The organism is Rhizobacter koreensis (assembly GCF_013366375.1).
GTDB classification, from domain to species: domain Bacteria; phylum Pseudomonadota; class Gammaproteobacteria; order Burkholderiales; family Burkholderiaceae_C; genus Schlegelella_A; species Schlegelella_A koreensis.
Genome location: NZ_JABWMJ010000007.1, coordinates 102,801 through 115,741 on the forward strand (window position 1 = coordinate 102,801; position 12,941 = coordinate 115,741).

Consider the following 12,941-nt stretch of genomic DNA (forward strand, 5'->3'; position numbering starts at 1 on the left):
TCGCGCGTCAGCGGATCGGGCGGAAGCGCAGCCGCTTCGGCTTGGCGCCCTCCTCGCCGAGCCGCTTCTTCTTGTCGGCCTCGTACTCCTGGTAGTTGCCGTCGAAGAAGAACCACTTCGACTCGCCCTCGGCGGCGAGGATGTGGGTGGCGATGCGGTCGAGGAACCAGCGGTCGTGGCTGATCACCATCACCGTGCCGGCGAACTCGAGCAGCGCGTCCTCGAGGGCACGCAGCGTCTCGACATCGAGGTCGTTCGACGGCTCGTCGAGCATCAGCACGTTGCCGCCGGCGATCAGCGTCTTGGCCAGGTGCAGGCGCCCGCGCTCGCCACCCGACAGGTTGCCGACCAGCTTCTGCTGGTCGTTGCCCTTGAAGTTGAAGCGGCCGAGGTAGGCGCGCGACGGCATCACGAACTTGCCGACGACCAGGTTGTCGAGGCCGCCGGAGAGGTCCTGCCAGACCGTCTTGTCGCTCTGCAGCTCGTCGCGGCTCTGCTCGACGAAGGCCATCTTGACCGTCTTGCCGATCTTCACGTTGCCGCTGTCGGGCTTCTCCTTGCCCGCGATCATCCGGAACAGCGTCGACTTGCCGGCGCCGTTCGGACCGATGATGCCGACGATCGCGCCGGCCGGGATCTTGAAGCTGAGGTCGTCGATCAGCAGCCGGTCGCCGAAGCTCTTGCTGACGTTCTCGAACTCGATCACCTCGTGGCCGAGGCGCTCGGCGACGGGAATGAAGATCTCGTTGGTCTCGTTGCGCTTCTGGTAGTCGACGTCCGAGAGCTCCTCGAAGCGGGCCAGGCGTGCCTTGCTCTTGGCCTGGCGCCCCTTCGGGTTCTGGCGCACCCACTCGAGCTCCTTCTTCATCGCCTTGGTGCGGGCATCCTCGGTGCGCTGCTCCTGCTCGAGGCGCGCCTCCTTCTGCTCGAGCCACGTCGAATAGTTGCCCTTGTAAGGAATGCCGGTGCCGCGGTCGAGCTCGAGGATCCACTCGGCCGCGTTGTCGAGGAAGTAGCGGTCGTGGGTGATCGCGACCACGGTGCCCGAGAAGCGCCGCAGGTACTGCTCGAGCCAGTCGACCGACTCGGCGTCGAGGTGGTTGGTTGGCTCGTCGAGCAGCAGCATGTCGGGCTTCGAGAGCAGCATGCGGCAGAGCGCGACGCGGCGCTTCTCGCCGCCCGAGAGCTTGCCGATCTCGGCGTCCCACGGTGCCAGGCGCAGCGCGTCGGCGGCGACCTCGAGCTGCAGGTCGGTGTTCTCGCTGCCCGAGGAGGCGATGATCGCCTCGAGCTCGGCCTGCTCGGCCGCGAGCTTGTCGAAATCGGCGTCGGGTTCGCCGTACTCGGCGTAGACCTCCTCGAGGCGCTTCTTGGCCGCGAGCGCGCCGCCGATGCCCTCCTCGACCGCCTGGCGCACGGTCTGGTTCGGGTCCATCACCGGCTCCTGCGGCAGGTAGCCGATCTTGAGGCCCGGCATCGGCGTCGCCTCGCCCTCGATGTCCTTGTCGATGCCCGCCATGATCTTGAGCAGCGTCGACTTGCCCGAGCCGTTGAGACCGAGCACGCCGATCTTGGCGCCCGGGAAGAACGAGAGCGAGATGTCCCTGAGGATCTGGCGTTTCGGCGGAACGATCTTGCCGACGCGGTTCATCGTGAAAACGTACTGGGCCATTCGGGCGAGTCCAAGCAAGGGGTGGCGCGGCGCTGCGGTCCGCGGGGAACCCGGTATTGTCACCGCGCCGGGCACGGGCGTTGCCGCCCCGGCCGCAAACCCCGGCGCCTCGTGCACCGGCCGCCAGCGCGCGCGTCGCGCCTCCACCCGCAACGGAGCCACGTCCCATGGCCGAGAACATCCGCGTCGCCGTCTTCGTCGGCAGCCTGCGCGCCGAGTCCTACAACCGGCGCCTCGCGCTTGCCCTTGCCAGGCTCGCGCCCGAGACCTTCACCTTCGAGCACGTCGCGATCGGCGACATCCCGCTCTACAACCAGGACCGCGACGTCAACCCGCCGGAAGCGATGACGCGCCTGAAGCACGAGGTCGAGTCGGCGCAGGCGCTGCTGTTCGTGACGCCCGAATACAACCGCGGCATTCCGGGCGTGCTGAAGAACGCGCTCGACACGGCCTCGCGCCCGTGGGGCAAGAACTCGTTCGCGGGCAAGCCCGCGGGCGTGGTCGGGATCTCGGTCGGCGCCATCGGCACCGCGCTCGCGCAGCACCAGCTGCGCAACGTGCTCGCCTACCTCGACGTGCCGACGCTCGGCCAGCCCGAGGTGTACCTGCAGTTCAGCGAGGGGCTGCTCGACGATGCCGGGAACATCTACAAGGACGACACCCGCCGGTTCCTGCAGGGCTGGGTCGACGCCTACGTGGCGTGGGTACGGCGCTTCGTCGCAGCGAGCTGAGCGATCTCCGGCTGGCGAGAGCGGCGCGTCGAGCCTGCGGGCGGCGTTCGCCGCGGCGCGTGCAGGCGATCGCCGAAGAAGCCCCGGGAACCCAAGCCTGCACCGGCGAAGGGCCATTCGACGCCGGCCGTTACAATGCGCCACCGACGCGGTCTCCAGTCATCGCGTCCGACGTCATCCCTGACGGAGCGCCCGCGGCGCTCGCACCTTCCCCCTCTGCCTGCGACTGGCGCCCGTGACACGGGCGCGGGCCGACCCGTTTGGAACCCCATGTCCTTTGACTCTCTCGGCCTCGCCGAGCCCTTGCTGCGCGCCGTTCACGAATACGGCTACGAGACCCCGACCCCGATCCAGGCCCAAGCAATCCCCGCCGTGCTGTCCGGCGGCGACGTCATGGGCGGCGCCCAGACCGGCACCGGCAAGACCGCCGGGTTCGTGCTGCCGATGCTGCACCGCCTGATGGCCAAGCCGGCCGTGCGCGATGCCAAGGGGCGCCTGCCGATCCGCGCCCTCATCCTCACCCCCACCCGCGAACTCGCCGCCCAGGTCGAGGAAAGCGTGCGCACCTACGGCAAGCACGCGCGCCTCTCGAGCATGGTCATGTTCGGCGGCGTCGGCATGCAGCCGCAGATCGACAAGCTTCGGCGCGGCGTCGACATCCTGGTCGCGACGCCGGGCCGCCTGCTCGACCACCATCAGCAGGGCACGCTTGACCTAAAGAGCGTCGAGATCTTCGTGCTCGACGAAGCCGACCGCATGCTCGACATGGGCTTCATCCACGACATTAAGAAGGTGCTCGCGGTGCTGCCCCAGAAGAAGCAGAGCCTGCTCTTCTCGGCGACCTTCAGCGACGAGATCAAGGCGCTTGCCGACCGCCTGCTGAACCAGCCGGTGCTGATTGAGGTGGCGCGCCGCAACCAGACCGCCGACACCATCGCGCAGAAGGTGCACCCGGTCGGCCGCGAGCTGAAGAAGGACCTGCTGGTCCACCTGATCAAGGAGAACGACTGGCAGCAGGTGCTCGTCTTCACGCGCATGAAGCACGGCGCCAACCGCCTGGTCGAGCACCTCGTGAAGAACGGCATCAGCGCGATGGCGATCCACGGCAACAAGAGCCAGACCGCGCGCACCAAGGCGCTCGCCGACTTCAAGAACGGCGACCTGCAGGTGCTGGTCGCGACCGACATCGCCGCGCGCGGCATCGACATCGACCAGCTGCCGCACGTCGTCAACTACGAGCTGCCGAACGTCCCCGAGGACTACGTGCACCGCATCGGCCGCACGGGTCGCGCCGGCGCGCAGGGCGAGGCGGTCTCGCTGGTCTGCGTGGACGAGAACGGGTTCCTCCGCGACATCGAGCGCCTCATCAAGCGCGAGATCCCGAAGGAAGTCATCGCCGGCTTCGAGCCGCAACCGGGCGAGCGCCCCGAGCCGATCGTGCTCGGCCGCATGGTGATCGGCGAAGGCGCCGGCCGCGGCGGCTCGCGTGGCACCGGTGGCGGTGGCCGTGGCTACGGCGACTCGCGCGGCGGCTCCGGCCGCCCGGGCGGCGCGCCGCAGGGTGCACGTGCCGGCGGCAACGCCGCGCCGCGCGGTCGCGCCGGCGCACCGGCGCCGCGCGGCGGCGACTCGCGCGGTCCGCGCGACGGCGCCGCGCGCCCGCTCGGTCGCCTGACCGATCCGAAGCGCTAACCCCCGGGCGCGGGAGCTGGCCGATGCATCGGGACGATGACATGGGCAGCTCCTCGCCGCGCCGCGCGCTGATCGCCGGCGCGACCGGCCTCGTCGGCCGCGAGCTCGTCGAGCGTCTGCTCGCCGACCCTGCCTGCAGGTCGCTGACCGTCCTGGTGCGGCGCCTCGACGCGCTGCCGCCGCGCCCCAAGCTCGCCCTCGTCGAGTTGTCCGACGCGGCGCTGGCGAGCTTGCCGGCGCTCGACGACGTCTACGTCGCGCTCGGCACCACGATCGCGGTTGCCGGCTCCGAGGCCGCCTTCCGCGCGGTCGACCTCGACCTCGTCGTCGCCGTGGCACGCGCCGCGCGCGCCGCCGGCGCGACACGGCTTGCGCTGGTCTCGGCGCACGGTGCCGACACGCGCTCGCGGATCTTCTACAACCGCGTCAAGGGCGAAGCCGAGGCCGCGGTGCGCACGCTCGGCTTCGAGCGCGTGGCCATCGCGCGTCCTTCGCTGCTCCTCGGCCACCGCGAGCGCCTCGGCCAGCCGCCGCGCCCGATCGAGCGCCTCGCGATGCGGCTCGGGCCGCTGCTCGGCGTGCTGCCGGCGTCGGTGCGGCCCATCGCGGCCGGCGCGGTCGCCGCGGCGCTCGTCGATGCGCTGCACCGGGCGCCGTCCGGTGTCGAGGTGCTGACGTCGGCCGGCATGCAGTCGTTCGCCCGCGCTGGGCACCGTGCGCCGGCCGAATAACCCTTCAGGCTGCCCGTAGGTGCGGCGCTTGCCTTGTGAATCCAGAATGCGGCCCGACATGGCGTGAACAGGCGCCGGCGTGTGTGACACTGCGGCGAGCGGCCCCCGCCACCACCAGGAGACCTCAACCGATGAAATCGCTGATCATGGTTCTGACCCTCGCCGTCGCGGCGGCTGGCTTCGCGCCGGTCGACGCCGAGGCGCGACGACTCGGCGGCGGCGGCTTCTCGGGCATGCAGCGCAGCCTGCCGGCGCGCCCGGCACCGTCGACGCTGCCCGCCCGTCCGGCGACCACGCCGGCGGCGACGCCCGCGGCCGTCCCCGGCGCCGCTGCCGCAGCCGCCGCGCCGCGCCGCTCGTGGCTGGGGCCGATCGCCGGCCTAGCCGCCGGTCTGGGCATCGCCGCGCTGATGAGCCACCTCGGCCTCGGCGCCGCGTTCGGCAACATCCTCACGATGCTGCTGCTCGCCGCGGCCGCGTTCTTCGTGATCCGCTTCCTGCTGCGCCGCTTCGGCCCGGCAGCGAACCGTGACACGGCGACCGCGAACGGCATGCGCTTGGCCGGCGCCGGCGCTCCGGCCGACGCCGCCGACCTGCGCAGCAACCGCAACGCGTTCGAGCCGGCGCCGGCCGCCGCGGCCGCCGGCCTCGGCCCGACCGCCGCCGCGACCGACGTCTCGAACGTGCCGGCCGACTTCGACCGTGCCGCCTTCGAGCGCGTGGCCAAGATGATCTTCATTCGCATGCAGGCGGCGAACGATCGCGCCGACCTCAACGACCTGCGCAACTTCACGACCCCCGAGATGTTCGCGGCGGTCCGCCTCGATCTGCAGGAGCGCGGCCCGGCGGCTCAGCAGACGGACGTCGTGAAGATCGATGCCGAGGTGCTCGACGTCGCGCAGGAAGCGACGCAGCAGGTGGTGAGCGTGCGCTTCCACGGCCTGATCCGCGAGGAGCTCGACGGCGCGGCGGCACCGTTCGACGAGGTCTGGCACCTGGTCAAGCCGACCGACGGCAGCCGCGAGTGGGCGATCGCCGGCATCCAGCAGACGCAGGCCGCCTGATCGCCGGGTCCGGCGCGGTGTGACGAAGGGAGGCTGCGGCCTCCCTTTCTTCTTGCCGGCGCCGAACGGTCATCGAGCGTGGGGGACGGCGTGGCGGCCGTGGCGGCGCAGCGGCGTGCCCTCGCCGGGTGCGGCATGATCGGCGCCCCCTCACCCGCCGCCCTCCCATGTCGACCCACCTCTACATCCTGACCGGCGCATCGCGCGGGCTCGGCGCCGCCATCGCGCGCCAGCTGGTCGATCCCGCGCACACGCTGCTCTGCCTGTCGCGGGCGACCTCGCCGGCACTCGACGAATTCGCGTCCGAGCGCGGCGTGCGGGTCGAGCAGTGGTCGGTCGACCTCGCCGACCCGCCGGCGGCGGCGGCGCGCCTCGAGACCTGGCTGCGCGCCGAAGGCGGCGCGTTCGACGCCGCGACGCTGATCAACAACGCCGGCGTGCTGGCGCCTGCCGGTGCGCTCGACGCCGCCGGCGACGCGACGATCTCGTCGGCGCTGCGGGTCGGGCTCGAGGCGCCGATGCTGCTCGCGGCCGCGTTCCTGCGCGCGACCGCCGACCGGAGCGGCGCGCGCCGCATCCTCAACGTCTCGTCGGGGCTCGGGCGGCGCGCGATGGCCGGCCAGACGACCTACTGCGCCGCCAAGGCCGGGCTCGACCACTTCACGCGCGCGCTCGCGCTCGACGAGGCGCTCAAGCCCAATGGCGCGCGCGTCTGCTCGCTGGCACCCGGCGTCATCGACACCGACATGCAGCAGCAGCTGCGCAGCGCCGACGACCCCGGCTTTCCGGACCGGCGCAACTTCGTCTACTTGAAGGACGCCGGGCAGCTGACGTCGCCCGAGAACGCGGCGGCGCGCGTTCTGGCGTACCTGGCCCGACCGGACTTCGGCAGCCAGGCCGTCGCCGACGTCCGCGATGCGTGACGCGGCGCCGACGCGGCCGGCCACCGTTCGCCCGGCAGGCCTGCGCAGGCTCGCGCGCGTCGCCCTCGTGCTGACGGCGGTCGCGCTCGCCGGCTGCGCGGCGCGCGAACCCGCCAAGCCCGGCCGCAACGACGTCGTCGCGCCGAACCCCAACCTGCATGTCGAGGGCATTCCGCCGATCCCGCGCAGCCTTGCCGAGTCGGTCGCCCGCTACACCGAGTTCCGCGGCCACGGCTTCGTCGACTGGCATCCGACGCGACGCGAGATGCTGGTGGCGCATCGCAAGGCGGGTGCCAGCACGGTGCAGCTGTTCCGGCTTGCGGCTCCGGGCGCCGAGCCCGAGCCGCTGACCGACTTCGCCGACCCGGTGCGGCGCGCGCGCTACGAGCCGATCGAGGGCCGTTACGCGGTGTTCGAGCGCAGCAGCGGCGGCGACGAGGCGGCCCAGCTCTACGCGCTCGACCTTGCGACCCGCGCCGTGACCGGCTTCACCGAACCCGGCCAGCGCCACGCGATCGAGGCCTGGCTGCACCGCTCGCCGCGCCTCGTCTATTCGTCGGTGCCGCTCGACCGCACGGCCGCCGGCGGCCGGCGCGATGCGGTGACGCAGACGCTCACCCTGGTCGACCCGCTCGCCCCCGAGACACGGCGCCGCATCGCCGAGCTGCCGGGCGGCGGCTGGGACGTCGGCGCGGTGTCGTGGGACGACCGCCATGCGGCGCTCACGCGCTACGTCTCGGCCGGCGAGTCGGAGGTCTGGCTGCTCGACCTCGCGAGCGGCGAGCGCCGCCAGGTGCTGCCGGCGCCGGGTTCGCCCAAGGCGACCCACTTCCCGACCGTGTGGAAGCGCGATGGCACGGGCTTCTACGTCATCAGCGACCGCACCGGCGAGTTCCGGCAGCTGATGTTCTATGCGCTCGCCGGTGGTCGCTTGACGCCGATCACCCACGCGATCCCCTGGGACGTCGAAGGCGTGTCGCTGAGCGCCGACGGACGGCTGCTCGCCGTGCGGGTGAACGTCGAGGGCCGCCAGGAGCTGCGCTTCTTCGACGCGGACTCGTTTCACGAACTGCCGACGCCGGCGGCGCCGCCGGGCAGCGTGCGTGGCGCCGTGTTCCACCCCCGGCTGCCACTGCTCGCCCTCACCATCGACAGCAACCGGGCGCCGAGCCAGATCGCGACGCTCGACCCGGCGAGCACCGCGAGCGTCGCCTGGACCCGGCCGTACGCGCCGCCCGGTGTCGACCCCGCGACCTTCGGCGAGCAGCGCATCGTGCGCTGGAAGAGCTTCGACGGGCGCGAGATCAGCGCCATCCTCGACGCGCCACCGGCGCGCTTCGGCGGCCGCCGCCCGGTGCTGATCGACATCCACGGCGGCCCCGAAGGCCAGGCCGAATTCGGCTTCATCGGCCGCTACAACCACTTTGTCGAGGAGCTTGGCATCGCGCTGATCCGCCCCAACGTGCGCGGCTCGTCGGGGTTCGGCAAGACCTTCATGAGCCTCGACGACGGCCGGCGCCGCGAGGATTCGGTCAAGGACATCGGCGCCCTGCTGGACTGGATCGCGACGCAGCCCAACCTCAACGCGCAGCGCGTGCTCGTCTCCGGCGGCAGCTACGGCGGGTACATGAGCCTGGCCGTCGCCACGCACTACCCGGAGCGCATCGCCGGCGCGATCGACGTCGTCGGCATCTCCAACTTCGTGAGCTTTCTCGAGAACACCGAAAGCTATCGGCGCGACCTGCGCCGCGTGGAATACGGCGACGAGCGCGATCCGGCGATGCGCGAGTTCCTGCTCTCGATCTCGCCGCTCACCCACGCGACCAGGATCACCAAGCCGCTTTTCGTGGTGCAGGGCCGCAACGACCCGCGCGTGCCGGTCGGCGAGGCCGAGCAGATCGTCGCGCGGGTGCGCGCCAACGGCACGCCGGTCTGGTACCTGCGCGCCGAAAACGAAGGCCATGGCTTCGCGCGCAAGGAGAACGCCGATTTCCAGTTCCAGGCGATGCTGATGTTCATGCAGCAGACACTGCTGAAGTAGCGCCCGCGCCGCCGCACGGCGAGCGTGCGAAAGTCGCGGTCGGCCGAATTGGGGCCGGCAGGCAGGCGTGTTCGGGCGAACGGCGGCATCGCATCGCGCCTATGCTCGCTGCCTTCGTCGGGGTGGAGTGACGGTTGGTGGACGCGCTGTATATCTGGGTGCTGGTGGGTCTGGGCTTGTGCGTGCTGGCCGGCTGGATCGGCGTGCGGGCGCGCCGGGCCGCGCGTCGCAAGGCCGATGTCGAACGCCGCGAAGCCGAACGCCAGGCCGTCGAGGTGCGGGCCCAGCGCACCGCGGCCGCCGAAGCGTCGGCGCGTGCCGAGGCCGAACTCGACGCCAAGCGTGCGGAGGCGGCCGCACTCGAGGCCCGGCGCGCCGCCGCCGAGGCCGCGGTCCGCGCCGAGACGGAGCGACTGGAGGCGCTGCGTGCCGCCGCCGAGGCCGCGGCGCGCGCCGAAGCCGACCGCCGAGCTGCCCTGCAGGCCGAGGCCGATCGCATCGCCCGCGCCGAAGCCGAGAAGCAGGCGCGTGCCGAAGCCGCGCGCATCGAGGCACGCAACGCGGCACGTGCCGAGGTCGCCCGCAACGCTGCCGAAGAAAGCGCGCGCCTCGACGCGCGCCGCGCCGCCGAGCAGGCCGAGCGCGAGCGCCAGGCCGAGCTCGAGGAGCGCCAGCGTCAGGCAGAGATCGCCGAACGGCAGCGTCAGGCCGAGATCGCCGAGCGTCAGCGCCAGATGGAGCTGCTCGAGCGGCAGCGTCAGGCGGAACTCGCCGAGCGCCAGCGCCAGGAACGCGCCGCCGCCGACGAGGCGCAGCGCCGCGCCGACGCTGCCGTGGCACGCCACGCCGGCGACGACGCCGAGCCGGCTGGCGCCGCGTCGCGTGGCGCCGACGCGGCCACGCGTGCGGCACCGCCCGCCGCCGTGCGCGCCAAGGCGCCTGAACAGACCCTGGTGATGATCGCCGACGACTCGAAGATCGTGCGCGTCAAGACCGGGCGCCTGCTCGCCAGCCATGGCTACCAGGTCGCCTACGCGAGCGACGGCGTCGAGGCCACCGAGCTGATGCGCGCCAACCTGCCCGACGTCGTGATCACCGACGTCGAGATGCCGCGCATGGACGGCTTCGAACTGACGCGGCACATCCGCCGCGACCCGGCGAGCGCGCACGTCCCGGTCATCATGATCACCGCCGCCAACGACAAGCACGGCGCCGATGCCAGCAGTGCCGGCGTCAGCGTGCTGCTCGGCAAGCCCTACTCGGAAGACGAGCTGATCGCGTACATCCGATCGGCGATGCAGCCGCGGGCGCAGCGCGCGGACGTGGCGGCGTAAGCGCCACTCGCCGGGTCCGGTCGACGCGACCGTTCGCGAACAGTTCGTCAGGACGATCGGCGAGGGCCGCCTCGCCAGCCGGTCCCGCGGGCTGCTCGCCGCCGGCGCGAGCCTGTTGCGCTGCAGCCCGCTTGCCGAGCCGCGCGCGGAGGATGCCCGCTACGCCGTCGGCGCCGGGTCCTGGAACCCGCCCCGCCGCAGCGTCACCACCAGCGTGTCGCGGTGCCCGTGGGCGCCGGTCGGCTGGATCGGCGTGCTCTCGTGGATCACGCGCGCGTCGTCGAGCAGCAGGCAGCTCCACGGCTCGCGCAGCGTGAAGCGCAGACCCGCAGGGCCGGCGGCGTCGAACACCCGGGTCTCGGCGCCCTTGATGCCCTCGCGCGCGACCAGGATCACCGCGACCAGGTCGACGCCGTCGCGATGCGCGCCCTCGGGCGTCGGCCGGCCAATGCCGTCGGTGGTGTCGATGCGGAACTGGTGCGCCTCGACGAACCACGGCTGCGCACTGCGCAGCCCCGACGCCAACGCCCCGAGCGCGCGCAACAGCTGGCGCCAGGCGGTGCTCTGCGCCACCGCCGGCTCGACCGGCTCGAACCAGCGCTCGATGCCGCCGTGCAGCGCGTTGTAGTCGACCGGCTGCCAGTGGGCGCGGTGCGGAACGTCGCGGACTGCGTCGCCGTCGACCACGTACGAGGCGTGGCGGCGCCGCCGGTAGCGCCCGCCGTCGCGCAGGTAGCGGTCGGGCGGCAAGTCGTTCCACGACGCGCCCAGCGCCGCGAAGTCGGCAAGCGGCGTCGCTGCGAGTGCGGCGAGGCTCATGGCATCGAGCACCGCGTGGCCACGGTCGCGCAGCGCGGCCGCCAATGCGGGAAGCGGCGTGAGCGGCGGCGCGAAGCTGCCGGCGTCGGCGTCGGCCGGCGCGGCAGCGCTCGGCGCGACGCCGCTCGGCCCTGCGCCGTGAGCGTACGGGGCTTCTGCAGCAGGGTCCGCGGGACGCCCGTCGACCTCGGTGGGCTGCGCCGCGGCGTCAGCCACCCACGCTCTCCCCGGCCCGCCGCGGCTCGAGCCCGAACACCTTGGCGAGCAGGCCGTAGGAGAGCCGCCGCACCGCCGGGTCGTAGGCCCAGGTGTTGACGACGAGTTCGTTCATCTGCAGCTCGGCGGCCAGGCGCGCGAGCTTGGTCTCGACCGTGGCGGCGCTACCGACGAACGCCTTGCCGCGCATGTTGTTCAGCATCGGCTGCTCGTGACCGGCGAAGCCGCGCGCCGCGATCGCATCGGGCGACTGCAGCGGACCGAGCACGCCGCGTTCGCGGTCGATGCGCCAGCGCTCGCGGCTGAGCGCGTGGTGCGCGGCGTCGGCGTCGCTGTCGGCGGCGAGCGCCCACACGCAGACCGTCGCCTGCGGCTCGGGGTGACGCTCGCTCGGCCGGTAGAGCCGGCGGTAGAGGTCGAGCGCCGCCGCAGCGCCCTGGCCGTCGGTGAAGAAATAGGCGAACGCGTACGGCAGGCCGAAGTGCGCGGCGAGCTGCGCGCCGTAGCTCGAGCTGCCGAGGATCCATACCTCGGGCGCGTGCGCGCCGGTCGGGTGCGCGGTGATGCCGCCGTGCACGCCCGGCGGCGTGGTCCACGCCTGCAGGTCGCGCACCTGGTCCGGAAAGTCGTCGGCCGCGTGCACGGCGTCCGGGTTGAGCGCGCGCGCGGTGCGCATGTCGCCGCCGGGCGCGCGCCCGACGCCCAGGTCGATGCGACCGGGCGCCAGCGCCTCGAGCACCCGGAACTGCTCGGCGACCTTGAGCGCGCTGTAGTGCGGCAGCATGACGCCGGCGCTGCCGATCCGGATGGTCGAGGTGCGCGCGGCGATCGCCGCCATCAGGATCTCGGGCGCGCTGCCGATGATCGTGGGCAGCCCGTGATGCTCGCTGACCCAGAAGCGCGAGTAGCCGAGCCGCTCGCAGTCGACCGCGAGCGCCAGCGTGTCGCGGATCGCCGCGTCCTCGCCGTGGCCGGCGAGCGCCACCGACTGGTCGAGCACGGAAAGGCGCATCAGGAATCTCCCGAACGGTTCGACCATTGGCTGCCCGCCGCCCTCCAGGCGGTGCGCGTCGCCGCGCTCATCCGCGGTGCACCGGGTCGATCCACGGCACGGTCTCGGGCTTCTCGACCGGCTCGATGTCGAGGTTGATCGCGGTCGCCTCGCCGTCGCTGCGCACCAGCACGCACTCGAGCGTCTCGGTCGGGCTGGCGTTGATCTCCTGATGCGGCACGTACGGGGGCACGTAGATGAAGTCGCCCGGCCCCGCTTCGGCGGTGAACTCGAGCGCGTTGCCCCAGCGCATGCGCGCGCGACCCTTGACTATGTAGATCACGCTCTCGAGCGGGCCATGGTGGTGCGCACCGGTCTTGGCGTTGGCGTGGATGTGGACAGTGCCGGCCCAGAGCTTGCGGGCGCCGTTGCGCGCGAACGTGATCGCGGCCTTGCGGTCCATGCCGGGGGTCTGGGCGGTGTTCGAATCGAGCTGGTCGCCGGGCACGACCTGAACCCCGTCGTGCTTCCAGGCTGGCGTCGTGGTGTCGGGCATCGGCGTCTCCTCGCGCGTCGCGGCATCGATTGTGAAGGGCACGGCGCGGCGGCGCTGCCGACCGATCGCGCGCAGCACCGCACGCGATCGTGGTGCACGCCGCCCTCACATCGAAACGGTCATCGCGGTCCGTGTACACTGCTCCCACAGTTATACGCAAGACAGTGCTTC

General features: G+C 72.4%; 11 protein-coding genes. 7 read left to right on the forward strand and 4 right to left on the reverse strand.

Annotated features, from left to right (window positions below; genetic code table 11):
• Window positions 1-7 precede the first annotated feature (7 nt).
• Entirely contained in the window at window positions 8-1,672 is a 1,665-nt protein-coding gene (gene ettA / locus HQN59_RS15435; protein ID WP_176070015.1) for an energy-dependent translational throttle protein EttA, read from the reverse strand.
• A 167-nt stretch (window positions 1,673-1,839) separates the two neighbouring features.
• On the opposite strand from ettA, the gene HQN59_RS15440 reads away from it, so the two are divergent.
• From HQN59_RS15440 to HQN59_RS15470, 7 genes are all read left to right on the forward strand, one after another.
• Window positions 1,840-2,403, forward strand: a complete 564-nt coding sequence (locus HQN59_RS15440; protein ID WP_176070016.1) for an NADPH-dependent FMN reductase — start codon at window positions 1,840-1,842, stop codon at window positions 2,401-2,403.
• A gap of 270 nt (window positions 2,404-2,673) precedes the next feature.
• On the forward strand, window positions 2,674-4,095 hold the full coding sequence (locus tag HQN59_RS15445) for a DEAD/DEAH box helicase (RefSeq protein ID WP_176070017.1): 1,422 nt from the start codon (window positions 2,674-2,676) through the stop codon (window positions 4,093-4,095).
• 23 nt (window positions 4,096-4,118) lie between these two features.
• The gene (locus tag HQN59_RS15450) at window positions 4,119-4,826 is read left to right on the forward strand and encodes an NAD(P)H-binding protein (RefSeq protein ID WP_246294945.1); all 708 of its coding nucleotides are present in this window, start codon (window positions 4,119-4,121) and stop codon (window positions 4,824-4,826) included.
• 131 nt (window positions 4,827-4,957) lie between these two features.
• Window positions 4,958-5,890 (forward strand): Tim44 domain-containing protein, encoded by a 933-nt coding sequence (locus HQN59_RS15455; protein ID WP_176070018.1) that lies wholly within the window; start codon window positions 4,958-4,960, stop codon window positions 5,888-5,890.
• Window positions 5,891-6,057: 167 nt separating this feature from the next.
• Window positions 6,058-6,813, forward strand: a complete 756-nt coding sequence (locus tag HQN59_RS15460) for an SDR family NAD(P)-dependent oxidoreductase (protein ID WP_176070019.1) — start codon at window positions 6,058-6,060, stop codon at window positions 6,811-6,813.
• Window positions 6,806-8,854: a S9 family peptidase gene (locus HQN59_RS15465; RefSeq protein ID WP_176070020.1), complete on the forward strand. Its 2,049-nt coding sequence runs from the start codon at window positions 6,806-6,808 to the stop codon at window positions 8,852-8,854. The genes HQN59_RS15460 and HQN59_RS15465 overlap by 8 nt, the downstream gene beginning before the upstream one ends.
• Before the next feature lie 137 nt (window positions 8,855-8,991).
• Entirely contained in the window at window positions 8,992-10,188 is a 1,197-nt protein-coding gene (locus tag HQN59_RS15470) for a response regulator (RefSeq protein WP_176070021.1), read from the forward strand.
• Window positions 10,189-10,347: 159 nt separating this feature from the next.
• Here HQN59_RS15470 and HQN59_RS15475 read toward each other — a convergent pair whose 3' ends face one another.
• The 3 genes from HQN59_RS15475 to HQN59_RS15485 all read right to left on the reverse strand — a co-directional run bounded on the left by HQN59_RS15475 (window position 10,348) and on the right by HQN59_RS15485 (window position 12,770).
• Complete coding sequence (locus HQN59_RS15475) at window positions 10,348-11,052, reverse strand: 2OG-Fe dioxygenase family protein (protein ID WP_425342735.1); 705 nt, start codon at window positions 11,050-11,052, stop codon at window positions 10,348-10,350.
• A gap of 163 nt (window positions 11,053-11,215) precedes the next feature.
• Window positions 11,216-12,235, reverse strand: coding sequence for an LLM class flavin-dependent oxidoreductase (locus tag HQN59_RS15480; protein ID WP_176070022.1), 1,020 nt, complete (start codon window positions 12,233-12,235; stop codon window positions 11,216-11,218).
• 67 nt (window positions 12,236-12,302) lie between these two features.
• A complete protein-coding gene (locus tag HQN59_RS15485) occupies window positions 12,303-12,770 on the reverse strand; it encodes a cupin domain-containing protein (RefSeq protein ID WP_176070023.1) in 468 nt (155 codons plus the stop codon).
• Window positions 12,771-12,941: the final 171 nt, after the last annotated feature.